Here is a 25258-nt window from a genome sequence, read left to right as displayed (position 1 = left end):
ACAAGACAAGAACAAATATATCAGAACTATTTGAGGAGTTGTGAAAATGAGTACTTTAACTAAAGCAATTCTAATTGCCGCAAAAGCTCATGATGGTCAAATAGATAAAGGTGGAAATCCATACATATTACATCCTGCCAGATTAGCAACTAAAGCCAGCACCGAAGAAGAATCCATTGTAGCAATGTTACATGATGTTGTAGAAGATTCAGATACTACTCTATTTGATTTAAAAAATGCAGGTTTTAGCATGGATATTATAGAAGCTTTAGATTGTCTAACAAAAAGAGCAGATGAATCATATGATGACTTTATCAAGAGGATCAAATTAAACCCCCTGGCGACGAAAGTGAAGATTCTGGATCTAGAAGATAACAGTGATATTGCTCGAATCCCTAACCCAACAGATAAAGACTATGCAAGGATTGATAGGTACAAAAAGGCTATTGCGGAGTTGAAATTCTAATATGGTTCCAGATGAAGAAGCATTGTTTAGTCGGGAGAAGTCACTAGAATAACTTTAAATACAGCATGAGAGGATTGCAGATGTAATGAGTGATACGGTTAATCTTACTATCGGAGGTTCCTATGTTTTTGCTCCAGATAATCCAAGAAAAACGAAGAATCGTGGTAGGAAATGCACCATCCTTTCTTTCGAGTTGAATGATGATTATGAACTACAAGTTAGGGTTGTATATCATGATACAAATAGAGAAGCACTATTAGATGTAAGTGATTTAAAGTCAATAACTGAATGAAATTAGATGGGGAGCTTGCATCGCGGCAGCTCCTCTTTTTGTTATTTAATGTTACGGGCAAGATAGCTTAAAATCATCAACTAGTACTTTAGCTAGGTGCGATTGGGTAATTTTGGTATTTAAAGGATTGGATCGAGGTTAGAGACGGGAAATAGCGAATCTTTTATAGAAAGGTACTAGGCAAAGTTAGTACTTATTTTTAACTAGGAGCTGAGTTAACATGAATCTTATTCAGGATGAAGCTAAGATTTCCTAGATCAATAATAGGTGGTTGAACATGACTCTTCTTTTATTATTTGCACCAACTTTCTTCATTTTTGCTGGCTTATATATTTTTCAAAGCGTGCCTGTTACATTCGCATTGTTCTATGGATGGCTCTTACTCATCACCATTGTTTTTAAACCGATAGGTTTGAGATACCTAACGAATAAAACCGCACTGTTTATTATCAGTATAGGGGCAGGCCTTGGAGCGTTTTTTTTAGTAATAATTTCTGTTGGAGGAGCACTTCTTCATAATGAACTATTTGAATCTTCACAGCTGGAGTTTTTGTTGAAAAGTTGGGGGTTCACCGGGAAATATACGGTGATTCTTGTTTTGGTACTTACCTTGGTGAATCCTGTTTTGGAGGAAATGTATTGGCGTGGGTTTATACTTCAAAAGCTTGATCAAATAAAGTATAAGGTAATTATCTCTTCTTTATTTTATAGCCTTTACCACTTTCTGGTTTTACTCCCTATGTTTAAAGAGCCGTACCCTGTAGTCTTTTTTTTAATGGTCTTTCTTACAGGAATGATATGGGGGTGGATGGTTATCAAGTACAGGACATTGTGGATTTCTATTATCAGCCATTCATTGGCAGACATAGGTATTATTTTGCTCTATTTTAAATATATCCTATGATCAAATAATTTTAATAGGTTGCTTATTGATTGATTGATTCATTCATTGATTTCGCCAGATTAATTTTCGTTCACATTTTAGGCGGCTGTTAAAATTGTTAAGGGAGTAGGAAAAATGATAAAAAAAATGTCGCCATCCTTTGCGGTAAGACCGCAGGTAAATTAAGTCGATTAGTGGTAATCATGTATTGGAAATTGACGAGGCAAGTCTTCCTGTTATTTTGAAACAAATCTTACCGCAAATGCTCATCATTACTAATTTTTTTCGTGATCAGTTGGACCGTTACGGGGAGATAGATATGCTCATCAAAGATATTGAAAAGGCAATTCATCCTATCGAAACGAAAATGATATTAAATGCGGATGATCCTTTTGTATTTCGTCTGAGCAATCTTAATAATGCATTGGCTGCTATTACTTGTGCTGCAGAATTTGGTATTCAGGATAAAAACATAAAAGATTCCTTGCATAATTTTCATTTGGCCAATGGACGAATGGAGTTATTTTTTTATAAAGGATTTCCATATATCGTTAATCTCAATAAAAATCCTTCTGGTATGAATGTTTCCCTAACAGAGATTCTCTCCACTCATTATGAAAAGCAAATTGTTTCTTTATTAATGATTTTATTGCGGATGGGAAAGATATTTCATGGATCTGGGACATTGATTTTGAATGCTTGCAAAGGGAAGATATCCAAAGAATCATTTGCTCGGGCAGCCGAACAACAGATATTACGCTTCGTCTTAAATATGCTGGGATTGATCCTTATAAAGTTATTAAAATTCCATCTATCGAGAAAGCGATACAATATGCTTTTAGTAAACCGATGCCGACATACTTATTACCAACCTATATAGCATTAAAAGAGGTGAAAAAGCACACGGATAGGAGTATAAAGAAGGAAAATGAATCTTATACTCTATAATTTATTCCCGGATAGATTAAATCTATATGGGGATAGAGGAAATGTGATTGCTCTTCAAAAGCGCTGCGAATGGAGAGGCATTCATTTGATTGTAGATATAAAATCGATAAATGACATGAACTTAACGTCCGTAGATATGGGAGAACCTATCACTCTTATAAACCGCTAGGTAAAGTCATCAAAGGTTATGGTAATAATGGGGAAGATGGCACAGAAGGCCTTATCTATCACAATGTCATTGGAACTTATCTACATGGTCCAATTTTGCCGAAAAATCCATCCATAACGGATCATATCATTGCTGCTGCGATTGAAAGAAAATATGGAAAAAAAGAACTTATAGAACTTGATGATTCTCAAGAATATGAGGCAAAAGAATATGCGGAAAAAATTTGTTTTACCAATAACGCGGCTGAACACAGCTCCCCTGAAATGGGGATTTTTTTGTTTTCATTTGTTTTTAAGGAACAGAGCCTATAATAAATCTCGTATGTGTTCAGAAATCAAATACGTCGTATTTTCAAATAGTTATTGCTATTATTCGGGAGGATTTGAAATGAAGAGAGTGGTGTTTATCATCGTCATGCTTGCAACTGTGTTAGGCCAGGTAAGAATTGCTTATGGAGAGGCCAATTCTCCAGTTATTTATAGTGGCACTGGTGTTGTGATTGATAGCTCGACTGGAGAGGTACTCTTTCAAAAAAACAAAGATGAACAAGCATTTCCAGCTAGCTTAACGAAGCTTATGACTGCCATTCTCCTAGAAGATCATATGGCGGACGGTGAATGGATGACGGCCAGCAAAAAAGCCACGCAGCAAGAAGTAAGCAATTTTGTATTCAATTTAAAAGTGGGCGAGAAGATGCAAAAAGAAGAAGCCTTGAGGGCACTGCTCGTGATCTCGGCCAATGATGTAGCGATGATGATAGCCGAACATATTGGAGGCGATGAGGCTTCTTTTGCCGCGATGATGAATACAAAGGCAGCGTCAATCGGCATGACACATACGCATTTCGTAACACCTAATGGTCTGCACGATCCAGGGCATTATACAACTACCTATGATTTGGCTCTGCTTGCCAAAGAAGCTATGAAATATCCCGCCATAATGGAAGCAATGGGAACCGAAAAGATAGTGGTGAAGACGGATCAACGGTCTGTACTTATAAAAGATCGCAGCTTCATTTTTCAGAACCCACTAGCATTGGGAGGGAAAACGGGTTTTACTAACCAAGCTCGAAACACGTTAATTGAATATATGAAAAAAGACAATAAAACAGTCATCGCAGTTGTCATGAAATCGTCGCGGGGAAATGAATATCAAGACGTGCAAACGATAGGAAATTATGGACTCGATCATCTGGATGTGCAGCAAATTTTTAAGAAAGGGGATATCGCCGGTGAGACGACCTTTTATGGTGAGAACGTGCAAGGCGTGCTGGGGAATTCCTATGTTTTGACCAAACGAAAAGATGATGCCGCTGTTTATACGTATTCACCTGTTTTTACGCCGTGGCAAAGTTGGCAAAAAACGATCGCTGCCGGTGAGGTGATTGGCGATTATCAAATTAAAAAGAATGGGGAGATGCTGATGCAAATCCCCATTGTTTCAGCCAAAGATGTCATTCATGTTGATCCTGTACCAAACAATAAAGAAGTGAGTCAATCATCATCAACAAATTGGCCTTATTGGGTGGTTGCTGGCCTATTGCTTCTTGCAATGGGCTCAATCATCCTAATACAAAAGCGCAAACAACAAAAGTCAATTTCAACATTCACTCAGAACAACTATGATGCCTGAGTATAGTAGGCATAGGATTTAATTAAAATATTTCTAGAAATGAGCAATAATTGAACAATAATGAGCCGCGTGGGCAGATAGCCTGTTGCGACTCATTATTTTGTGTACTTACTTTTGAGAATTAGGTAAGGATAGTAGAGTAGGAACTGTTACAAACGTATACCCTTCATTTTTTAAAAGAGGGATCATTTGTTCAAGGGCATTCACCGTATTTGATAAACTTTCTTTCTTTCCGATTGCACAATGTTGTAAAATAATTCCACCAGGTTTCAATTCTTTTTTTACATTTTTCAGAATTTGTTGTGTAGACGTTCCAGCCCAATCCCTAGTATCAACAGACCAATCGATGATGCTTAGTCCCATTGAAGAAATGGCCATAACTTCCGCGTTGTTAAGAGCACCATAGGGTGGTCGGAACAAAGTAGGACGGAAACCAACGATAGCGTTCAATTCATCTTGCGTTTTGCTTATTTGCTGATTCATCTCTTCGGTACTCATTTTAGTGAAATTTGAATGATCCCAAGAGTGATTACCAATGACGTGGCCCTCATTTACAATTCTCTTCACAACTTCAGGATTTGCTTTAGCTTTTTCACCTACAATAAAAAACGTGGCTTTAACGTTATTTTTTTTAAGTAAATCTAAAATTTGCGAGGTGAAATGATTATCAGGTCCATCATCAAAAGTAAGTGCCACTTGTTTCCCTTGTTCAGGACCTGCATAATACAGTGATTTCATGTTGTTATTTATTAGAGTCGTGGAAGGAGAAATACGCACATCTTGATCTTGAGTTATCGTGCCAGCAATTGCAGGAGATGGAATAGGAATTGTAGAATTCGCCTGTTTTTCATTTGCTGCACAAGCTGTAGTCATGGTAAGTAATAGAATTGAGATAATCATATATTTTGATGACCTATTCATTGGTGTGTCCTCTCTTGAAATAAGGGTCATATCCTATTATATACCAGAGATTTACGAAGGCTAAGTGTACATTTTGTGAAAGAAACAGAATAATGATATATTTTAACCAATGGTTATACCTTAATAGGAGGAGTATAAAAATGTTGTTTGCAGTAATTGGCACCAGTGCAGGAAAGACCCGCGATGAGGTTATGGTCATCTTTCCTCGTCACAAAGCATTTTTGGATCAGTTTATTGCCCGAGGCGAAGTTGTTGGGGTAGGGCCTTTCACCGATCTGGGAGGCGGAAATATGGCGCTCTTCCGCAACCGGGCCGCAGCCGAGGCATTCGCCAAGTCGGATCCGTTCTACTTGGAAGGCGCCGTGAAAGAGTACCAGATCAAGGATTGGGGCGATAACATGCTATCCTAGAATGTGAAAGTTATCCAAGACCAGCAACCTTGGATAGCACCAAATTTGATACATGTGGAGTCGGTCATATTGATGAAAATGAGATGTGGCAGGTTCGCTTAAGATTGATGGAGTGGTGTACCAGGTATGTGAGTGCTGTGTGTCGCTTATCTGGATATAGCAATTTTGGAGCCACATTTACCTAATCTGTTGAAGCTCAGGCGAAGTTTGCGCTTGGGCTTTTTATTGTTAGGCTCTTTCCACTGCGCTTTTGAAACATTGCTCACATTTTCTCACGTATATTTTAGGTGGTGAAGGTGCCTATGGGGCCCGCCCTCAAGCTTAGCCTTAGGAGGGACTTTTTTTAGCCGTTTTGTGATCAAAATCTCCGAGCGATATCTGCAAGGAGCCTGACTCCATCCCGCAATTGCCCCTCATTGACGAATGAATAGCTTAAACGGATCCAAGACCGCCTCTCTCTGAGCGGATCGCAGATCACGCCCGGAACAAAAGAGACCGATTGCCGGACACTTTCGTTCAAAAGCTCTTCCACAGGCAGTGCTTCGGGCAGCTTAAGCCACAAATTGAAGCCTCCTTTTGGACTGACCCAACTCCATCCGGTAGCGGACAACTCCTCCTCCACAATTTCTTTTCTTATTTGAAGGGCGATGCGCAGTTTTTCCAAGTGTTGCTTAATCCGTTCTGACTCGAAGTAGTGTAGAAAAATTTTCTGGTTGACCAGTGGGGTCCCGTTATCAGCTAAAGACTTTGCGGTAATTAGTGGTTTTATCACGGACGGGCGGCCGATGACGGCGCAAATCCGTAGACCAGGTGCCACATATTTACTGAAGCTGCGAAGATAAATGACCCAACCATCTGTATCGTAAGAAAAAATGGGCTGAGGAGGCGGCTGATCGAAATACATCTCGTGAATGGCATCATCTTCTACTAATAAACAACGATAGCGTTCAGCCAGTTCAACAAGCTGCTTGCGTTGGTCTGTGGGAACCGTGTACCCTGTCGGATTATGAAAAGTAGGATTCATATAAAAAATACGGGGTCGATACTGTTTCATTAGTATCTCGACTTTCTCCAAATCATAGCCTTCGGGGTAAATATCGACAGGAATAAACCGTGCACCCTGTTGGCGGAAAATATCGAGCGCGGCACTATATGTCGGCCTTTCTACCAAGATGAAATCCAGCGGTCTGATGTATACCCGAGAAATGAGGTCAATTGCCTGTTGCCCCCCAGTTGTAATTAATAGATCGCTTGCTGTTAGTTGAATACTGTGATGACGCTTCATGTATTGGCAAAGGAATTCACGCAGTTCTTCATCCCCTTGTACATTGGAGTAGGTTCCCATCAATTTCGGATAGATGTCGAAAACTTTCTTAACATATTCGGATAGGTAAAGATTCGGCAGTAAATTCGGATCGATCAGTGATTGGGAAAATTGATATATAACGGGTACCTGTTGAATTTCAGATAAGGAATTTTTTAAGTGGCCGGAAGAGGCGATAGGGCTTCTTTCTGTATACTCTGAAATAACATGTTCAGTGAATTCTGGACAAACATAATAACCCGATTTCTCCTTTACGTAGACCTTATCGTTTTGTTTAAGCAACTGATACGCTCGAAACACCGTTAACCGGTGTACCCGGAGCTCTTGGGCAAGCAGTCTAATCGAAGGGAGTTTGTCATGTGCTTTCAACTCTCCACGCTCGATCCTGGTGATGATATAATCGTATGTTTGTTTAAAAAGTAGCTTAGTATCATTTTTCGATGTGTGCGTGTTCTTCATACGTTTTTCACTTCCTAATTCACTTATTATATATCATGCCCAAGTAATCTGTTCTGCTATGTTGCATCTGTTCTATTGTCTCCCTTGTATAATACATACCAAGAGGGGGAACATCCATGATTATTTTCAATTACTTGCTCGTATGTCTCATTTTTGGCACAACGTTTTTAGCGATAAAGGTAGGTGTCGACGCTTCAACGCCGCCTTTCTTCTCTGCGGGATTAAGGTTTTTCCTTGCAGGCTTGATCTTGTTCTTTTGGATGGTATGGAAGAAAAAGGCCAACTTATCGTTATTCATTCACAAAGAAATGCTGCTAACGGGAGTAGGTCTGACTTTCGGTACATTCTCAACATTGTACTGGGCTGAGCAATATGTCTCTTCCGGTTTCGCTGCCGTTTTATCAGCTACGGCTCCCATGATGATGCTCGTACTGCAAACACTTGTCCTGAGGCAGAAGACATCGTCACGTTCCGTTTTCGGCTGCATCCTCGGATTCGTTGGAATCGTATTGTTATTGCTTCCACACCTTACAATAACCGCTAACATAAGGTGGATAATTGGATGCGTCGCTATTATGGTCGGACAGATATTCTATTCCTCGGGAGCTTTATACTCAAAAAGGGTTATTCAGCGATTCCCGCAAGCATCGCCAATTGCGCTTAACGCGGCACAAATGATTTACGGAGGCCTGCTGCTAGTTATTCTGTCATTATTCACGGAACACGTTGACATCAAGAGCATGCTGACAACAAGGGCGATCGGATCTCTTTTATACTTAATCGTTATCGGCTCGATGGTAGGACACAGTCTTTTCTATTGGCTTGTTGCTAAAACGAATCCCGTTTTTCCTACTACATGGCTCTATGTTTCGCCAATGATTGCTCTCACTTTCGGCGTGGTATTATATGGCGAGACGATCACTTGGGTATCGGCAATAGGAGTGATTACCATTATTGCTGGAACTGTTTGTGCTAATCTGGATAGTCTAAAGCAATTGATCCATAAGAAGAAAACAGACTCAATACCTGTTAGTCAGGCTAAAGCATGATATATTCTCTCTACATATAGACAGACCAACAAAGCAGGCGCCGTGGCGACCTGCTTTGTTAATTAAGGTAACGTGAATATTGAAAGAATAGGTTCAACTGTTGATAGTTGAGCAGGAAAACGCCAAATACCTGCGAATTATTTTGTGAGTATGTTGTGAGGAGGAATAATGTGGGGTCCAGTATAGAAGTTGTTGAATATGATCCGAGTTGGGTTCTTTTGTTCGAACAGATACGAGACTTAGTACTTCCGGTATTAAACGACCTTGAAGTTAGAATAGAGCACGTAGGGAGCACTTCCATACCAGGGTTAGCAGCTAAACCAATTGTCGATATTGACGTGGCGGTAACGAAGCAGAGTGATATCCATGCAGCGATACAAAGGCTCGCCACTCTTGGGTACGTACATGAAGGTGATTTAGGAGCTACAGGTCGAGAGGCTTTTATTCCTCCAGATGGCATAACTTGGCATCACCTTTATGTATGCACTATTGAAAACGACGAATATAAGCGTCATATCCTTTTTCGAGATTATTTGAGAAGTCATCCGGAGGACGCTAAAATGTACGGTGATTTAAAAATGGAGCTTTCGCATCGATTCCAAAATGATCGTTTGGCCTACTCAAATGCCAAGAGTGATTTTGTAACTGGGATATTGAAACTTGCAGGATGGAAATATTGACATCTTCTTTTTTTTTGATTTTGTCAAGATTATTCTTTACAATGTTGGGAGTGCAGTACTGGCTCGAAATATATGTCATTGGAGGCAATGACTTGATGAATAAGTAAGATCAAGCAACTGTAACATTCATAAAAAAAAGCGAAGTATGCCTTATATCTATCGATAAACCTAGAGGCAGCTAACGAAGGAGCTTTCCGATAAGGAGGCTCCCTTTTCATATTCAAATAAAGGAAGGGTTGAAGATTTCAGTGACTCTACAACAACTAAAGTACGTTATTGAGGTTGCAAATCGAGGCTCCATTAACGAAGCAGCCAAGCGGTTGTTTATTTCTCAGCCGAGTCTTTCAAATGCGATTAAGGATCTAGAAGACGAAATGCAGCTTGCGATTTTCGAAAGATCTAATAAAGGGATCTCACTTTCTAAAGAGGGGATTGAATTCTTAAGCTACGCGAGACAGGTAGTAGAGCAGGCTGAATTATTGGAAAGTCGCTACCTTAATGCGAAGCCTTCCCCGCAGCATTTTTCGGTTTCCACTCAGCATTACGCTTTCGCGGTGAATGCCTTTGTGAGTTTGGTCCGGGAGTATGGCCAAGATGAATATGAGTTAGCTTTGAGAGAGACCAAAACCTATGAAATTATTGAAGATGTCAAAAATTTACGCAGCGAGATCGGCATCTTATATCTGAATGAGTTTAATGGGAAAGTCATCAACAAGTTGCTCAAAACCGCAAATTTACAATTCAACAGCTTATTAACGGCAAAACCTCATATTTTCATCAGTATTAAGAATCCGCTGGCAAAGCAATCCATCGTGACTATTGAACAGCTTCAGAATTATCCGTATCTGTCCTTTGATCAAGGGGAGTATAATTCCTTTCATTTCTCAGAAGAGATTCTCAGCACGATGTCACATAAAAAAAGCATTCGTGTTAATGATAGAGCGACGCTTTTCAATTTATTGATCGGATTGAACGGATATACCATATCGACAGGGGTTTTAAGCGCTGATTTGAATGGAAATGAAATTATTCCTGTACCTTTGGATTGTGAAGAAACCATCAATGTCGGTTGGATTTCTCATAAAAATGCTTCCCTATCCAAGCTAGGAGCGGCATATATACAAGCACTTATGCAGGCAATAGCCCAATAATAATTTTGATATAGCTTTTAGCTATGACTAGATATAGTTTATTCCAGTTACACTATATCCGCCAATCCGTGATATCTTTCTTGTAACAAATTGTAGAGGAGATTTACAAGATGGTGAAAAGCAGTGTATTGGGATATCCGCGTATTGGAGCGGATCGAGAATGGAAGAAAGCGCTTGAAGCTTTTTGGTCAGGCAAGCTTGAAGAATCGGAGTTGCACCGTCAGTTGCAGGAGATCCGTTTGAATCATCTGCGTAAGCAAAAGGAGAAAGGCGTCGACTTCATCGCGGTCAACGATTTCAGTTATTACGATCATATTCTGGATACATCCACAATGTTCGGCATTATTCCTAAACGCTTTCCTTATGAGGGCGGCATTGTACCATTATCGGTTTATTACGGGATTGCCCGTGGGACGAAGGATGCCACTGCAAGCGAAATGACCAAATGGTTTAATACCAACTATCATTATATCGTACCAGAACTGGGCGAGGCATCTCCTGTGCTTACCGAAAATAGACCGCTATTGGCTTATCGGGAGGTTAAGGAGAAGCTAGGAATCGAGGGTAAGCCGGTTCTCGTCGGACCGTTGACATTCTTGAAGTTGTCCAAAGGATACCCTATTTCCGAGACTGATGACTGGCTGGGACGATTGCTTCCGCTTTATGTGCAGATACTACAGGAGCTTGCAAATGAAGGGGTTCAATGGGTACAAATAGATGAACCAATTCTCGTCACAAAATTAAACGCAGATGACGTGCAGCGATTAAAGACAATTTATGAGACAATTGCCGCCTCTGTGCCGAATCTGAACATCATGCTGCAAACCTATTTTGAATCGGTAGAAAATTACAGTGATATAGTTAAGCTGCCCGTCAAGGGAATAGGGTTGGATTTCGTGCACGGCTACTCCGGCAATTTGTCATCGATAAAAACGCTAGGTTTTCCGGCGGATAAGGTTTTAGGTGCAGGGGTAATTGATGGTCGTGGTATCTGGAAGGCGCCACTGCGTGAGAAACTGGCACTCGTAGAAGAACTCGCTGAAATCGTTGCAACTGAGCGACTCATCGTGCAAACGTCGTGCAGTTTGCTTCATGTTCCGGTATCGGTAAAACATGAGACGAAGCTTACAACTGAACTGAAAGATGCTCTCGCATTTGCAGATGAAAAGTTGGATGAGGTTGTATTTCTGGCGAAAGCAGTCTCTCGAAGCGCCGCCGAAATCACAAGCGAACTGGAAGAACGCGATCGTGCTTTACTGGCGCTAAAGCTGTCAGATGTTTGCAACCGCAGCGACATTCAGCATACGGTCGCCGCCATCAGTGCTCAACATCCAGATCGCAGTCGACCGTTCTCCGAGCGTCATATTGCTCAACAGAAGAAATGGCAATTGCCGGTTTTACCGACGACGACAATTGGCAGCTTCCCGCAATCCCCTGAGGTGCGCAAGGCTCGTCAACTGTGGCGAAAGGGTGAATGGAACAATGAACAGTATACTGCCTTCATTCGAGATCAGATTGATATCTGGATCCAGCTTCAGGAAGAAATCGGATTGGATGTTCTCGTGCATGGCGAATTTGAGCGAACCGACATGGTCGAGTTCTTTGGCGAGAAGCTCGCGGGCTTCGCGTTCACACAGAACGGATGGGTGCAGTCGTACGGTTCTCGCTGCGTTAAACCGCCGATTATTTATGGGGACGTAGCGTTCAAGGAGGCGATGACCGTCGAAGAAACAAAGTATGCTCAGACGCGGACCAAACGCCCTGTTAAAGGTATGTTAACTGGCCCGATTACGATCATGAATTGGTCGTTTGTTCGCGAGGACATCACACGTGAACAAATTGCCTACCAACTGGCGTATGCGCTTAGACAAGAGGTGGAAGCGCTTGAGCAGGCGGGCATTGGCATGATACAAGTCGACGAACCAGCGGTACGTGAAGGGCTTCCGCTTAAGGTGGATGACCAAGAGAAGTACCTGGCATGGTCAGTCAGAGCATTCCGCATGGCCACCTGTACGGTACAGGATACGACACAAATTCACACCCATATGTGCTATTGCGAGTTTCATGACATGATCCATTCGATCGAGGCGATGGATGCCGATGTGATTTCGATCGAGACATCTCGCAGTCATGGTGAATTGATTCATAGCTTCGAATTGAACACATATAAACTTGGCATAGGATTAGGTGTTTATGATATCCACAGCCCTCGTATTCCACGTGTGGAGGAACTGACCAGTATGATCGAACGCGCCTTGCGTGTGTTGGATCCGAAGCTATTCTGGATCAATCCGGATTGCGGGCTTAAAACTCGTGGATTCGAAGAAACGGTCGATTCCTTGCGCAACATGGTTGAAGCGACGCAGATCGCTCGAGCGAAGCATTCGCCAACAACCTATAACCAAAAAGTGCTAGGCGTTCACTCTAATGGGTGAACGTTTTTTTTATGTACGAACACAATTTCAAGTATGGTACAATTTTCCTGATGATTTGATAAGAGGAAGGATTTCAAGAAAGAAAGTTGGTCATACGGATGAAAAACAAGATTATGACCGCTCCTTTACTTCATCGTTCCTGTTTCTGTTATTATGTAGTAAATAGTTATTACTGAGGAGTTTTTTTATGAAGACGATAGGACTAATAGGTGGAATGAGCTGGGAGTCGTCCTTGCTTTATTACCAAATCATCAATCAGCGTGTTAAGGAAAGATTAGGCGGTCATCATTCCGCAAAAAGTCTCATGTTTTCGGTAGATTTCCAAGAAATCAAGACGCTTCAAGATCAAGGGAAATGGGATGAAGCTACAAAAATTATGATCGAATCAGCACAAAAACTAGAATCTGGTGGTGCCGATTTGATAGTCATTTGTACGAATACAATGCACAAGATGGCAAAAGAAGTAGAAGAATCGATATCAATGCCATTACTGCATATAGCTGATGCAACAGCTAACGAAATCGTTAAGGATGGTAATAAGAAGGTTGCTTTACTGGGGACTGCGTTTACGATGGAACAAGATTTTTACAAGGGTAGACTCATTGAAAAGTTTGGACTTGATGTTATTGTGCCAAATGAAGCAGAAAGAATGATTATTCATGACATCATCTATCAAGAACTTTGTCTTGGTATCATTAACGAAAAGTCAAGGCAATCCTACATAAAGATCATTAATCGTCTAAGCCAGCAGGGAGCAGAAGCCATTATTCTTGGATGTACAGAAATAACGCTACTCATCTCACCAGATGATTGCCATATCCCCGTTTATGATACAACTAGACTTCATGCAGAAAGTGCGGTTGACTACGCTTTAAGTGAGGGCTAAAGTTTTAATAAGATGCATGCCGTTACTCACTTCAACAGGGAAGTGCAATGACGGCATGTTAGTTTTCGAGGAGTCTTATTTAATTGTGTTTGGGCTGGGCTTGAGGGAAGATGTTGTTATTTTTCGATGATAAAGTCCATAATACAGAATGGCAGAACATGCGACAACCATCCCAGCAATGAAATACATCGTATGGTAATTCGTTCTCGAAGCGACAGCGCCAAGTACATAGGAACCAATCCCATATCCGGAGTCGAAAAGTAAGAAATAGGTGCCTGTTGCAAGACCTCTGCGGTGAGCAGGTGCGGCTTGAATAGCGATCGTCTGGAAGCTGGGAAGCATCGCCCCGAATCCAAGGCCTAGCATACCTCCTGCAACTAGAAATATGACGGGGGATGACGCAATGCTTAGGATTACCATCCCTAAAGTGAAAAGGATGATCCCAGGATATACGAGTAAATGAGGACCTGAACGATCAAACCATTTGCCTGTAAAAGGTCTGGATATAACAATCATCAAAGCGAACACCATGAAAAAGTAACTCGCATAAGTATCCAATCCAATGGCTTGGGCGTACACGGAAAGAAAAGTTGTAATAGCTCCGTAAGAAAAGGCTAACACAGTGCCTGCCAAAGAAATTGGCAAAGCTCGCGGCTCAATGAACTTTCTCCAACCAGTCTCTGATTGCACGTTCACTTTTGAAATAGCTTGAGGAATACGAATGGTCACTCCAAACAAGAAAGCGAGTAGTGCGAACACAATGCATACACCAAATAGAAGACTATTATTATGAGTCTGCATAATGGTTAGCCCAAGAAAGGGACCAGTAACCATAGCCAAGCTCATGAAAAGGCTGAAATAACCAATGCCCTCACCTTTGCGCCGCTCAGGAACAAGTTCGATCGCAACTGCACCTGCAGCCGTTGTCGCCATTCCGAAACCTATGCCATGAAGAAACCTTAAGCCAAGCAAAAAAGTATATTGATGAACGAATGGATATATTGCGGTACAAATCATAAAAAGCGCCAGTGAGAAAAGTATGATCTTCTTGCGGTTCCATTCATCCATCCATTTACCAGTTAATGGCCGTAAAATGACGGTTGAAATAATAAATACGGTCATGACAAGACCAATTTGTTGTTGTCCGCCATGCAGCGTATCCGTGACGAAAATTGGCAGCGTAACGGCGAGAATATAAAAAGTCATAAATAAAAAAAAGCTGCTGAAACAGACAGCAACAAAATTACGATTCCACAATTTCTGATTCGTATTCACTGTGAATCCTCCACTTCTTTGATGCATGCATTGGCTTGCTTGGTCAATTGAATGATCATTTCCCGCAAATTCGATGTTTGTTCCTCTGTAAAACCGCTAAGAACCGAGGCGATTACTTTCTGCTCAATCGGCGTTAGGAGATCATTCAAGGCTTTGCCTTGCTCCGTTATAAAGGTAAGAAACGATCTTCGATCGGTCTCATTGGCCCGTCGTTCCACTAAACCTTTGCGTTCCAATTGATCGAGAATTCGCGTGATATTGGTTTGATCCTTTTCAGCTCGGACCGCCAGCAACTTCTGCGTAATACCATCTTCATCAGCTAAACGATTGAGTACAGTCCATTGCTCTGTCGTCATATCATAGGGCTGAAAATGGCTGTTCAATAACTGCGTCAACCGTCTACCAGCATGGTTCAAAATAAATCCAAATGAGTTATCCAGTCCCAAAATAATTCACTCCTCAAAATTAGTTGTTATAGCAATTATATTCCTAGCAAATAAAAACGTCAACGAAATGATTACTTAGATGCATAACATTTTCAAGATCGGACATATTACTTTATGACGGTGATTCAGCGAGGTGTTGTGTCGCATATTATGCAACGAACTACCAGGGAAGTTGTTATTGAATCTATATAGAAGCGAGGAGATGTGCCGCAGAATCATTAATGTAGTCATGTACTGCAGGAATGTGATGAGGTAGAGACCGAGCCAAGTAAGGTTCAAGGCAAAAGTACCATAAATCCTATTACCGTCGAAAAGGACCCTGAAAGGGGTCTTTTTTTTGGGGGAGGGAGTGTAGGAAATTATGCAAAATGCGGATCTGTGGATAAGTGTTTTAGAATGGAAATGGAGGGGAGGGAAGAAATTGTTGAGCCAAAGTCGTATAAAAGAAAGGGACAGTCAAGGCAAAAACTGTTGTGTTCCTCTAACTGTATCAACGTCAACACGCATATGCCATCACCAGATATTAGCGGAACGTAGAAGCCTTATATTGCTCAAAACTGCGTATATTACGTTTTTGCGGAACGAGGATCCTCTATTTCCCACTTTGGAGGTGTAAAACCTGTAAACCGCCAAAATAGCGCCCCCTCGTTCCGCTTGCCGGCCCTGCATCAGCATAATCACCGAAATAGCGTCTCCTCGTTCCCCGTGAACCTCAGATAAGCTGCTTATAATGTCAGAAAAAACTCCACATTTAGATTCGGCCATCTGTTTATCAGTAACTGAACGGATTTCTATCTCCCCCCCTCGTAATCAAACTTTTCACTATACCCTCCAATAACGGAGCACGTCCATATCATGGCCCAATCACAGACAAAAGCTCCAGAAACATGGAAGCTTTTTTTACTCTACTGGATCATGGTGTCACAAAAAAAGGCAGCTGAAGTTGAATAAGCTTCCTTCTATTTTAAATATATTTTTTTGCTAATAAGCAGTACAAACGCGAATTCGTGGACACAAAATTGAGAAGATGATATCCTAATTTAGGAAGAATTATGTCGAACTGCCCTGTAGGGCGGGATCGAACGTCATTGATATAAGGGAGACGCAGCCATGGACACTAGGCAATGGATGTCGGTAACGCTTTTTCTCGCAACGGCGCTGATGGTGTTCGTGTCTTTCTTGTCTTACAGGAAACGACATCTGCCTGTTGCCAAAACGATGATTCTGATCATGTTGGCAGCGGCTTTCTATGCGTTCGGCTATGCGTTTGAAGTATTGAGCCGAAGCCTGAACGATGTGAAGCTGTCACTCCAAATCGAATACTTGGGCATTCCATTCGTAACAACGCTCTGGCTCTTTCAGGTCATCCAATTTACCGGGACGGCCGCTCGGTATCGCAAGCGTCTAGCGATCGTGCTGTTCGTTATCCCCGTAATGGTATTTTTTCTCCATTTGACCAACGATTGGCATCACCTAATCTATGAGCGTTATATTCTGAATGAGAGCGATTCGGTTCCTTTGTACACGACTATCAAGGGACCTTGGTATAAGGTGCACACCGTCTATAATTATTCCGTACTGTTGTGCGGAATGCTGCTGTTTATCCCCATGTATTGGCGGGCTTTACCGATCGTACGAAAGCAAATCGTTGTCCTCCTTTTGGGTGCAATCGCGCCTATGGTGTTTAATTTGTTCTTTTGGTCTGGAATGAACGTGGATTTGACGCCATTTGGATTTGCCGTATCGGGTATTGCCTACGTGTGGGGGATTTTGCGGTTTAATTTACTTCGTTTAACGCCTCTTGCGATGGCTAAAGTATTCGAAACGATCCGGGATGGGGTCGTCCTCTTCGATTATGAGGATCAAATCGTAAGTTACAATAAAGCAGCTGAGAAGGTCCTTCCTGAACTCGGTATGCCGAAAAGATACCCCGTTGATATGGAGAAGGTTTTGTCCTCCAGTCCAGAACTGCTTGAACGAATTCGTGCCGCTAGTGATGGGGACGAACGCTTCCCGTTTCACAGATTCCAAGAGGACCGGATCAAGCATTACAACTGCAGTTTGTCTCTCATTTACGAATCAGGGAGTGTACTGATCGGTAAGATTTTGATGTTCAACGATATTACGGAATTGAAGGAGAGCGAGACCAGGTTGCGTGAGAACGCCCGGCAATTGTCTGAGCTAAACGCATTTAAGGACAAGCTGTTTACCGTCGTGGCGCACGACATTCGCGATCCGATCGCACTTCTCGTTAGCTTAACCGAGCTCTTGGGCGATGAACTGTCCGCCGCCGACTTTGAACATGGTGAATTGGTGAGGGAGCTTAAAGGACAAGTGCAAAGCACGTTCCAGCTCGTCGAAAATTTATTGGATTGGTACCGCAGCCAGAAAGGGAGAGTCGTGTTTCGTCCGTTAGGCTGGAATTTGCAGCAGGTTGTCCGGCAGGCTTTGCTGCTTGCAGGCACGAAAGCTGGTATGAAGCAAATTCGGATGTCGGAGCGAATCAACGAGAAGCTAACGGTTAGAGCCGATAAAGAGATGCTGGATCTAATTCTACGCAATTTGCTTTCGAACGCAATCAAGTTTACTGGAATTGGCGGGGCGATTGATATTGGGGCTGTTCTCGAAGGTGACATGATCATCGTGTCTGTACGAGACAATGGTTCGGGAATCGACGATCAGACCTCGGAACTGCTGCGTTTAGAGGAACCGTTCTTAAAGTTAATGGTTAAGGGGGACGATTCGGAGGATATGAGATTCGGACTGGCGCTGATCCGTGAATTCGTTCGTATCCATGGTGGCAGCCTTTGGTTCGAGAGCGAGCCAGGAGTCGGGACGACCTTTTCATTCACTTTGCCTGGATCGGCTAGTTTGCTGGAAGCATTCGACGATGGTGGAATGGAGGAAGAAGCTTATGAAAGTGATTTTGGTGGACGATGAGCCTACGATGCATTTGATTCTACGTAAAATGCTGGTTAAGATGTCAGGGGTTCACGTAGCGGGCGCATTCACGGATACGAAGTCCGCAGCTGATTTTCTAAGTGAGAACACCGACATTGGACTGGCTTTCATTGACATCTCCATGCCGGGCGGGAGTGGAATGGAATTCGCCGCTAAGATGGAAGCCTTGGCTTCTCCGGTGCAAATCGTCTTCGTCACGTCGCACAAAGAATTTGCCTTGAAAGCTTACGAACTATCTGTGGTAGATTACCTAGTCAAACCCGTTTCCCAGGAACGGCTGCAGCGGACGGTAAATCGCGCGCTGGCGAGCCAGCGGGACATTCATTCGCCATCACAGGCTGCTCCAACTTCCGCAGATTCCGGGAGGATCGTCCTAACGATGCTTGGCGATGTTGTCGTGAGCAACAATGCTGGCCGTATCAAGTGGATCTCGAGGAAATGTGCGGAGCTATTCGCGTACTTACTATTTTATCGTGGCAAACGAATACCTCGTTCCAGATTAGTTATGGATATTTTCGGGGGGATGCACCAAACCAATGCTGAGAATTATCTGAATACGACCGTCTATCAATTGCGTAAGTCGTTGGAACCTCTTGGCCTGCGCGAGGTCGTTCGATCGGAGAACGATGGCTATGCGCTTGAATTAAAGGATTCCGTTATCGATTATGTGGAATTCGAAAAGCAAGTGGAAGAGATGCAAACCATAGATGTCGGAAAAGTGGAAAGAGCGCTGCACATTGAACGCATGTATACGGGGGATCTTTTCGGGGACAAGGCGTATGTGTGGGCCATTCACGAAATGGTGCGCTATGCGGAGTTGTACACCTCATTCGTGAAGAGGCTTTCCGAAGTGCTTATTTCATTGCGGGATACAACCACCGCGTCGAAGCTGCTGCACAAGCTGAATGAGCGTAATCCGTTGGACGAATCCGTTATACGCCATCTTATGACGATAAGCGAAATGAATGGGGACAAAAAAGGATTGACGGCACTGTATACGGAGTATGTACGGCTTCTCAGCAGAGAGCTTGGCATTCGTCCGTCCGAAGGATTGATACATCAATATGACCTGCTACTAAGCCGATTAACCAACAAAAAATAATTATATTTGGATTAGCGTATTAACATCGATGAGCAAATATAAAATAGTAATGGGATTGAAGCCTACTTTTTCTGTCAAGACTAGTTAGTATGACTTTTTTGAAAACAGATGAGTGGTGAAAATGAAAGATATTACTTTTAAGGCTATGGCCGTCACAAATGAAATTGATCTGAATAAAATCGCTATCCACTGCGGTATTCCAAAAAAATACACTTGGGAACAACCTTTAATCCTAAGAGGCAGTATACTGAAATCGATCCTTAATAAAGAAAATGACGATATACAACAAGTGCTGGTGTTTTCTTTCGGCAGTGTTGTCTTTGTTAATCACACTCGTATGGATGAGATTACTGACTTTTTGAAATTCATCCAATCATTCGAACCTGATATTGATCTCCAGCCCGCTGAAAGATACACGGATGATTACAGCCTTCATATCGAAGAAATCGATAGCATGGAGTTGACTGACAAGTATGTAGTGGTAGCCGAGTATAAATCCTTTTACCCTGAATTAATCTCCACCGTACTTGCCAAATCGGTAGCTCTTGAGAAGATAGAGGAGCAGCTCGGAAAAATTCATGATAGCCTCGAAATTATGATAGACCGGCTTGAAAAAGGAAAGCTTCGTGTTAGCAACAAAGAATTGGCAAGAACGACCGCAAAAATCGTACGTCATGAGTATAACACACTTGCCTATATTATGATTTTGGATAAACCAGATTTGACCTGGACCAACAGTACGGCAAGCGAATTTTACGATGGGATGATGAATTTTTTTGAATTGAACGATCGATTTAAAATACTAAAAAGCAAAACGGATATTTTATATCACATTTTGGAAGGTTTTTCAAATATCAGTCATTCCATCCGAGGGCTATTTGTTGAATGGATCGTTGTGATTCTTATTGTTATTGAGGTTGTATTAACGATATTACAAATCGTAGGTTGGATTCCTTCACATTAGAAAGTTAGAAGAGGACAGTACCTAATATCGGATATAGAGTTCTTTTCTCACACTAGTGCCTGATCGATAAACAAAGACAGATCTTAAATGAAAAGAATTAATAATAGGAATGTTTAATTAAAACAAAATTTTCAATAAAGACTTTCAAAATTTGATGTTAAACTTTAGAAAATACAGTTATTAGAAAATAGTATTTTGCTAAGGTGAGAAATAACTTCAAGTTAGGAGTCTAAGGTTAAAATGAAACAGAATAAATATGATGATCTCGGATTCTTTGAAAAATACAGTGAGATGCCTCGCTCGATTGGTGGTCTGAATGCTGCTGGGGAATGGCCCGTTCTCCGTGCAATGCTTCCCGCGCTTCGAGATAAAAGAGTTCTTGACCTTGGATGCGGTTTTGGCTGGCATTGCAAATATGCACGGGAACAACAAGCCCGGTCAGTGGTTGGTGTAGATCTATCAGAGAAAATGTTAGCTTATGCAAGAGAAAATAACAATGATTCCGCGATTGAATATCGGAGGCTCGCGATTGAAGACATCAACTTTGCAGCAGGCGAATTTGACATTGTGATAAGTTCGCTTGCTCTTCATTATGTGGAGAACTTCGAAGTCGTTTGTCGTAAAATACATCATTGTCTTGTATCTGGAGGAACTTTCATACTTTCGGTTGAACATCCGGTCTTTACCGCTCTCGCTGCACAAGACTGGCATTATGGATCGGCAGGCGAGCGTTTGCACTGGCCTGTCGACGACTATCAAAAGGAAGGTCTACGGCAGGCGAGATTTCTGGAAAATGATGTCGTCAAATATCATCGAACTATCGCTACTTATGTGAATGCTTTAATTGATTCAGGATTTCGTATTATGAAACTCTCTGAACCTCAACCAACGCAAGAAACATTGGATAAATATCCAGAAATGAGAGACGAATCTCGTCGTCCCATTTTCCTCCTGATCTCTGCGGTTAAAAACTAAACATTACAATTCATGTAACTACTACAACGAAAAAGCATATGCATCATAACAACAGGCTGCCGAAAATATCGGCAGCCTGTTGCGTTGTCGGATTCTCTAAGCATCATGCGATGGAGTGGCTCTCCAGGGTCAGATAATAATAACGCAAAAATTTTTATTGAATTTTGTTTGCTGTTGTGTCGATTTTGTCGCCAGTGGTTCGTCGTCTTTGTAGAGGCTCGGATATTCGATGAGAAATGGAATTCGATCTAAATCAATAAAAACTTGAATGTGCAAAGGAGATCTACCATGTACGCAATCATTTCAAAAGACGGTACTAAGATCGTTTATGACAAAGTTGGCCAAGGGCCAGCACTTATTCTGGTAGCAGGTGCTTTCAGCTACCGAAAATTTCCGGGTCTGGTGCAGTTGGCTAATCTGTTGTCAGAGCATTTCACGGTTTACAGCTACGACCGCCGCGGTCGTGGCGATAGCGGAGACACTCAACCTTATGCCATAGCACGCGAGATTGAAGATCTCCAGGCATTGATTGATGAAGCTGGCGGTTCGTCCTATGTTTGGGGCTTGTCATCCGGGGCGGTTCTTGCCTTGCAAGCAGCATCGAGTGGGGCAAGCATTACGAAATTGGCCATGCATGAACCACCATTTGTGGTAGAAGCAACAGATCACATGCCACCGAAAAATTTCGTCATGCATGTAAGTGAGCTTATAACCGCTAATCGCCGAGCAGAGGCTATCAAGTACTTTATGACCAAGGGCATGGGAGCTCCTTCTTTCGTTGTCAGCTTGATGCGCATGATGCCAGGTGTGTGGTCTAAGCTTATGGCCGTTGCTCACACTCTCCCTTACGATGCAGCGTTATTGGAAGGATATATGGACGGAAAACCGCTTCCTACCCATTTATGGAATACAGTTACGATCCCAACGCTGGTACTTGAAGGCACTGAAAGTCCGGCATCGCTGCGCCATGGTGCCCAGGCACTGGCTAATGTACTACCCAATGCGCAACTGGTGAGTAAAAAAGGACTTGGCCATACCAAGAAACTCGATGCAAAAATGATTGCATCGGAGCTTGCAGCTTTTTGTATGGGCAATTGCTAACCATAACAAAAGGCGGCAGGAATTCAACTTGCTGCCGCCGAAAAAATAGTGTGCCAAATGTAATAATTTGACTTAAAAAATAGGAGGTAAACACATATGAGATTTATGATGATCGTTAAAGCTACAACAGATTCAGAGGCGGGGACTATGCCCAGCCAGGAGCTTATTGATGCTATGCAAAAGTACAACGAGGAATTGGTGAAAGCGGGTGTTTTGCTCGCTGCCGATGGACTGCAGCCAAGCTCAAGCGGAATACGGATTTCTTATCCGGAGCCCGGAGGCAAACCAAAGGTGATAGATGGTCCATTCACGGAGGCGAAAGAAATGATCGCGGGATATACACTGATTGAAGTTAAATCCAGGGAAGAAGCGATTGAATGGGCAATGCGCATGCCGGATCCCCACGGATATGGACAAGGCGAGATTGAGCTCAGACAGGTGTTCGAATTTGAGGAGTTAACGGACGATACCGAATCGCAGGAAAAAGAGGCAATTCTTCGCAAACAGGCCCAGGAGCAGAAGAGAGCGTGACGTTATCCACTACACAACGGACCATTGATGCAATATGGCGAATTGAATCTGCGAAGATTATCGCAGGGTTAACAAGAATGGTTCGGGATGTGGGTCTCGCAGAGGATCTTGCCCAGGATGCATTGGTGATTGCCCTTGAACGGTGGCCGGAGAATGGCATTCCAGACAATCCTGGCGCCTGGCTGATGACGACGGCCAAGCGGCGCGCAATTGATTTTATGCGCAGGACTAAATTGCGTGATCAGAAATATGTTGAAATTGCTAATGGTATGGATTTGTATACAGAGGAAGACATGGAACGTAATTTGGATGGGGAGATCGGTGACGATCTCCTTCGTCTGATCTTTATGACCTGCCATCCGGTGTTATCACAAGATGCCAGAGTTGCCCTGACGCTGCGCCTGCTATGCGGGCTTACAACTGTTGAAATCGCGCGTTCTTTCCTTGCCGCCGAATCAACGATTGCCCAGAGGATTGTCAGAGCCAAGAAAACGCTCAGTGCCGAAAAAATTCCTTTTGAGGTACCTGTAGGTGAAGCACTCAGAGAACGTTTGACTTCCGTGCTTGAGGTGATTTACCTGATGTTCAATGAAGGGTATTCAGCAACAGCCGGAGATCACTGGATACGTCCGCTGCTATGTCAGGAAGCACTCAGACTGGGACGCGTACTTGCCGAGATCGCATCGCATGAATCAGAAGTTCATGGACTAGTTGCCTTAATGGAGATTCAGTCCTCGCGTTTTAAAACACGGGTTAGCTCTAATGGCGAACCCGTTCTACTGATGGACCAAAACCGTGCACAATGGGATCGCCTGCTAATCCGCCGTGGATTGGCGGCACTTGAGCGCAGCCAGAAACTTGGACGCCCGCTCGGTCCATACTCGCTGCAGGCTGCGATTTCGGCGTGCCATGCACAGGCACCTACTGCAGCTGAGACCGATTGGATCCGCATTGCAGCCCTTTACGAAGCGCTCTCTAGGCAAACGCCATCACCGATCGTCGAATTAAACCGAGCGGTTGCCATATCTATGGCATTTGGTCCAGCCTTCGGGCTGCAAATTGTCGACGAACTCCGCGACGAACCTTTCCTGAAGGGATACCATCTGCTCCCGAGCATTCGCGGTGATCTCCTAGTGAAACTGGGGCGTTTCGATGAAGCACGTACAGAATTTGAACGGGCCGTGTCGATGACCCAGAATGCCCGTGAGCAGGCGCTTTTGATGAAACGGGCTGCTGAATGTGAGTCTAAAGCATCGAAATAATTTACAAGCTGCCTTGTCGATTACATGGTTTCTCGTTCGTCGTCATAGTAAGGGGAGGGTTACGGCAGCTAGCTGCTGCTTTAATGATCTTCCTACAAGGAGGGAAACGATTGTGCGGTTTATTTTGATTGTCAAAGCGACAGGGTACTCGGAGACGGGTGTAGAGTTCAGTAGGGAACACAACGATGCAATGGTTGCGTACAAGAAGTCTTTGGCCAGATCTGGCGCGCTACTGGCAGCAGAAGAGCTTCAGCCTAGCTCAAGCGGGATCAGGATTTTGTATCCATTACATGGCGGAGAACCAGAGGTGAAAGCCGGCCCTTTTCCGGTAGATCAAGAGCTCATAGCCTCATATACGCTGATCGATGTGAATTCTGAAGATGAGGCTGCAGATTGGGCGCTCAAGATGCCTTTTCCAAGAGGATGCGGGGCATTTGAAATCGAAATGCGGGAACTCAAGGAGCATACGGATTCAATGCGAGACCCAAGAATACTGGCCTTGGAAGCCGATTTAGAGGACCAAATCAATATGTTAAATAAGATAGAATAAAGGAGAGTATTAGAATGAATCAGGAAGTAACCGAGTTTATTGAAGCGTTAAAAGAACCATGGCAGCGGGAAATGTCTAATCATTTGCGTGAAGTTGTCTACCAAGCCATACCGGATGTGCAAGAACGTATTCAGTATAAGAAGCCCCATTTTTTGAAAAATGGAAAATACGCTGCTGTCATCTCGACGTCGAAAGACGCGGTCAGTTTTACAATCTTTAACGCTGCCGAGCTGGAGCTTCCGGAAGGCAAGTTCGATGGGCCCCCAGAAAGAAAAACACTGAAGCTGCGGAAAGGGGATTCGTTTGATTCCGGGCAGCTCGTCTCATTGGTCAGCCAAGCTTCAAGCTCGCTTTAATCTCAAATACAAACTTTTGGGCACAAAAAG

Annotated in this window: 25 protein-coding genes; 21 read left to right on the top strand and 4 right to left on the bottom strand. The window is 42.9% G+C overall.

Going from position 1 to position 25258, the window contains the following annotated elements; all coding sequences use genetic code 11:
• Window positions 1-46 precede the first annotated feature (46 nt).
• The 6 genes from NYR53_RS18505 (at window position 47) to NYR53_RS18480 (ending at window position 4390) form a co-directional block, all read left to right on the top strand.
• Complete coding sequence (locus NYR53_RS18505) at window positions 47-466, top strand: GTP pyrophosphokinase (protein WP_261300721.1); 420 nt, start codon at window positions 47-49, stop codon at window positions 464-466.
• 85 nt (window positions 467-551) lie between these two features.
• Window positions 552-758: a hypothetical protein gene (locus NYR53_RS18500; protein WP_261300720.1), complete on the top strand. Its 207-nt coding sequence runs from the start codon at window positions 552-554 to the stop codon at window positions 756-758.
• Between the two features lie 277 nt (window positions 759-1035).
• Complete coding sequence (locus NYR53_RS18495; protein WP_261300719.1) at window positions 1036-1662, top strand: CPBP family intramembrane glutamic endopeptidase; 627 nt, start codon at window positions 1036-1038, stop codon at window positions 1660-1662.
• Window positions 1663-2277: 615 nt separating this feature from the next.
• On the top strand, window positions 2278-2589 hold the full coding sequence (locus NYR53_RS34485) for a DUF1727 domain-containing protein (protein WP_367618674.1): 312 nt from the start codon (window positions 2278-2280) through the stop codon (window positions 2587-2589).
• Window positions 2590-2853: 264 nt separating this feature from the next.
• Complete coding sequence (locus NYR53_RS34660) at window positions 2854-3069, top strand: hypothetical protein (RefSeq protein ID WP_437180052.1); 216 nt, start codon at window positions 2854-2856, stop codon at window positions 3067-3069.
• Between the two features lie 76 nt (window positions 3070-3145).
• Complete coding sequence (locus NYR53_RS18480; RefSeq protein ID WP_261300717.1) at window positions 3146-4390, top strand: D-alanyl-D-alanine carboxypeptidase family protein; 1245 nt, start codon at window positions 3146-3148, stop codon at window positions 4388-4390.
• 108 nt (window positions 4391-4498) lie between these two features.
• Here NYR53_RS18480 and NYR53_RS18475 read toward each other — a convergent pair whose 3' ends face one another.
• The gene (locus NYR53_RS18475) at window positions 4499-5311 is read right to left on the bottom strand and encodes a polysaccharide deacetylase family protein (protein ID WP_261300716.1); all 813 of its coding nucleotides are present in this window, start codon (window positions 5309-5311) and stop codon (window positions 4499-4501) included.
• 140 nt (window positions 5312-5451) lie between these two features.
• Between NYR53_RS18475 and NYR53_RS18470 the strand changes: the two genes are divergently transcribed.
• The gene (locus NYR53_RS18470; protein ID WP_261300715.1) at window positions 5452-5721 is read left to right on the top strand and encodes a YciI family protein; all 270 of its coding nucleotides are present in this window, start codon (window positions 5452-5454) and stop codon (window positions 5719-5721) included.
• Between the two features lie 358 nt (window positions 5722-6079).
• On the opposite strand, the gene NYR53_RS18465 is transcribed toward NYR53_RS18470, so the two are convergent.
• Window positions 6080-7504, bottom strand: a complete 1425-nt coding sequence (locus tag NYR53_RS18465; RefSeq protein WP_261300714.1) for an aminotransferase-like domain-containing protein — start codon at window positions 7502-7504, stop codon at window positions 6080-6082.
• Between the two features lie 116 nt (window positions 7505-7620).
• Here NYR53_RS18465 and NYR53_RS18460 point away from each other — a divergent pair, with 116 nt between their 5' ends.
• The 5 genes from NYR53_RS18460 (at window position 7621) to NYR53_RS18440 (ending at window position 13705) form a co-directional block, all read left to right on the top strand.
• The gene (locus NYR53_RS18460; RefSeq protein ID WP_261300713.1) at window positions 7621-8553 is read left to right on the top strand and encodes a DMT family transporter; all 933 of its coding nucleotides are present in this window, start codon (window positions 7621-7623) and stop codon (window positions 8551-8553) included.
• Between the two features lie 170 nt (window positions 8554-8723).
• Window positions 8724-9233, top strand: coding sequence for a GrpB family protein (locus NYR53_RS18455; protein ID WP_261300712.1), 510 nt, complete (start codon window positions 8724-8726; stop codon window positions 9231-9233).
• 248 nt (window positions 9234-9481) lie between these two features.
• Window positions 9482-10384: a LysR family transcriptional regulator gene (locus NYR53_RS18450; RefSeq protein ID WP_261300711.1), complete on the top strand. Its 903-nt coding sequence runs from the start codon at window positions 9482-9484 to the stop codon at window positions 10382-10384.
• A gap of 110 nt (window positions 10385-10494) precedes the next feature.
• Window positions 10495-12819: a 5-methyltetrahydropteroyltriglutamate--homocysteine S-methyltransferase gene (metE, locus tag NYR53_RS18445; protein ID WP_261300710.1), complete on the top strand. Its 2325-nt coding sequence runs from the start codon at window positions 10495-10497 to the stop codon at window positions 12817-12819.
• Between the two features lie 187 nt (window positions 12820-13006).
• Window positions 13007-13705, top strand: coding sequence for an aspartate/glutamate racemase family protein (locus tag NYR53_RS18440; protein WP_261300709.1), 699 nt, complete (start codon window positions 13007-13009; stop codon window positions 13703-13705).
• 75 nt (window positions 13706-13780) lie between these two features.
• Here NYR53_RS18440 and NYR53_RS18435 read toward each other — a convergent pair whose 3' ends face one another.
• Window positions 13781-14980, bottom strand: a complete 1200-nt coding sequence (locus NYR53_RS18435; RefSeq protein ID WP_261300708.1) for an MFS transporter — start codon at window positions 14978-14980, stop codon at window positions 13781-13783.
• Window positions 14977-15426 carry a MarR family winged helix-turn-helix transcriptional regulator gene (locus tag NYR53_RS18430; RefSeq protein ID WP_261300707.1) on the bottom strand — a complete coding sequence of 150 codons (450 nt, stop codon included), beginning with the start codon at window positions 15424-15426 and terminating at the stop codon, window positions 14977-14979. Before NYR53_RS18430 ends, NYR53_RS18435 begins: the two co-directional genes overlap by 4 nt.
• A 1110-nt stretch (window positions 15427-16536) precedes the next feature.
• On the opposite strand from NYR53_RS18430, the gene NYR53_RS18425 reads away from it, so the two are divergent.
• The 9 genes from NYR53_RS18425 (at window position 16537) to NYR53_RS18385 (ending at window position 25228) form a co-directional block, all read left to right on the top strand.
• Window positions 16537-18366 (top strand): sensor histidine kinase, encoded by a 1830-nt coding sequence (locus NYR53_RS18425; protein WP_261300706.1) that lies wholly within the window; start codon window positions 16537-16539, stop codon window positions 18364-18366.
• Window positions 18341-19489: a response regulator gene (locus tag NYR53_RS18420; protein WP_261300705.1), complete on the top strand. Its 1149-nt coding sequence runs from the start codon at window positions 18341-18343 to the stop codon at window positions 19487-19489. Before NYR53_RS18425 ends, NYR53_RS18420 begins: the two co-directional genes overlap by 26 nt.
• A 121-nt stretch (window positions 19490-19610) precedes the next feature.
• Complete coding sequence (locus tag NYR53_RS18415) at window positions 19611-20453, top strand: RMD1 family protein (protein WP_261300704.1); 843 nt, start codon at window positions 19611-19613, stop codon at window positions 20451-20453.
• A gap of 240 nt (window positions 20454-20693) precedes the next feature.
• Entirely contained in the window at window positions 20694-21428 is a 735-nt protein-coding gene (locus tag NYR53_RS18410; RefSeq protein WP_261300703.1) for a class I SAM-dependent methyltransferase, read from the top strand.
• Between the two features lie 288 nt (window positions 21429-21716).
• Window positions 21717-22529: an alpha/beta fold hydrolase gene (locus NYR53_RS18405; protein WP_437180186.1), complete on the top strand. Its 813-nt coding sequence runs from the start codon at window positions 21717-21719 to the stop codon at window positions 22527-22529.
• A gap of 96 nt (window positions 22530-22625) precedes the next feature.
• Window positions 22626-23060 (top strand): YciI family protein, encoded by a 435-nt coding sequence (locus tag NYR53_RS18400; RefSeq protein ID WP_261300701.1) that lies wholly within the window; start codon window positions 22626-22628, stop codon window positions 23058-23060.
• Window positions 23057-24322 carry an RNA polymerase sigma factor gene (locus NYR53_RS18395; protein WP_261300700.1) on the top strand — a complete coding sequence of 422 codons (1266 nt, stop codon included), beginning with the start codon at window positions 23057-23059 and terminating at the stop codon, window positions 24320-24322. Before NYR53_RS18400 ends, NYR53_RS18395 begins: the two co-directional genes overlap by 4 nt.
• The gene (locus tag NYR53_RS18390) at window positions 24300-24872 is read left to right on the top strand and encodes a YciI family protein (RefSeq protein WP_367618543.1); all 573 of its coding nucleotides are present in this window, start codon (window positions 24300-24302) and stop codon (window positions 24870-24872) included. Before NYR53_RS18395 ends, NYR53_RS18390 begins: the two co-directional genes overlap by 23 nt.
• A 14-nt stretch (window positions 24873-24886) precedes the next feature.
• A complete protein-coding gene (locus tag NYR53_RS18385) occupies window positions 24887-25228 on the top strand; it encodes a DUF1801 domain-containing protein (protein WP_261300699.1) in 342 nt (113 codons plus the stop codon).
• The last annotated feature ends 30 nt before the right edge of the window (window positions 25229-25258 follow it).

This window comes from Paenibacillus andongensis (genome assembly GCF_025369935.1).
Lineage (GTDB): Bacteria > Bacillota > Bacilli > Paenibacillales > NBRC-103111 > Paenibacillus_E > Paenibacillus_E andongensis.
This window is presented reverse-complemented; position numbering and strand designations above follow the sequence as displayed.

Excerpts from the sequence above, each read along its gene's own strand:
- NYR53_RS18505 (WP_261300721.1), top strand. The coding sequence starts at position 47 with ATGAGTACTTTAACTAAAGCAATTCTAATTGCCGCAAAAGCTCATGAT.
- NYR53_RS18500 (WP_261300720.1), top strand. The coding sequence starts at position 552 with ATGAGTGATACGGTTAATCTTACTATCGGAGGTTCCTATGTTTTTGCT.
- NYR53_RS18495 (WP_261300719.1), top strand. The coding sequence starts at position 1,036 with ATGACTCTTCTTTTATTATTTGCACCAACTTTCTTCATTTTTGCTGGC.
- NYR53_RS18480 (WP_261300717.1), top strand. The coding sequence starts at position 3,146 with ATGAAGAGAGTGGTGTTTATCATCGTCATGCTTGCAACTGTGTTAGGC.
- NYR53_RS18475 (WP_261300716.1), bottom strand. The coding sequence starts at position 5,311 with ATGAATAGGTCATCAAAATATATGATTATCTCAATTCTATTACTTACC.
- NYR53_RS18470 (WP_261300715.1), top strand. The coding sequence starts at position 5,452 with ATGTTGTTTGCAGTAATTGGCACCAGTGCAGGAAAGACCCGCGATGAG.
- NYR53_RS18465 (WP_261300714.1), bottom strand. The coding sequence starts at position 7,504 with ATGAAGAACACGCACACATCGAAAAATGATACTAAGCTACTTTTTAAA.
- NYR53_RS18460 (WP_261300713.1), top strand. The coding sequence starts at position 7,621 with ATGATTATTTTCAATTACTTGCTCGTATGTCTCATTTTTGGCACAACG.
- metE (WP_261300710.1), top strand. The coding sequence starts at position 10,495 with ATGGTGAAAAGCAGTGTATTGGGATATCCGCGTATTGGAGCGGATCGA.
- NYR53_RS18440 (WP_261300709.1), top strand. The coding sequence starts at position 13,007 with ATGAAGACGATAGGACTAATAGGTGGAATGAGCTGGGAGTCGTCCTTG.
- NYR53_RS18425 (WP_261300706.1), top strand. The coding sequence starts at position 16,537 with ATGGACACTAGGCAATGGATGTCGGTAACGCTTTTTCTCGCAACGGCG.
- NYR53_RS18420 (WP_261300705.1), top strand. The coding sequence starts at position 18,341 with ATGAAAGTGATTTTGGTGGACGATGAGCCTACGATGCATTTGATTCTA.
- NYR53_RS18415 (WP_261300704.1), top strand. The coding sequence starts at position 19,611 with ATGAAAGATATTACTTTTAAGGCTATGGCCGTCACAAATGAAATTGAT.
- NYR53_RS18410 (WP_261300703.1), top strand. The coding sequence starts at position 20,694 with ATGAAACAGAATAAATATGATGATCTCGGATTCTTTGAAAAATACAGT.
- NYR53_RS18405 (WP_437180186.1), top strand. The coding sequence starts at position 21,717 with ATGTACGCAATCATTTCAAAAGACGGTACTAAGATCGTTTATGACAAA.
- NYR53_RS18400 (WP_261300701.1), top strand. The coding sequence starts at position 22,626 with ATGAGATTTATGATGATCGTTAAAGCTACAACAGATTCAGAGGCGGGG.
- NYR53_RS18385 (WP_261300699.1), top strand. The coding sequence starts at position 24,887 with ATGAATCAGGAAGTAACCGAGTTTATTGAAGCGTTAAAAGAACCATGG.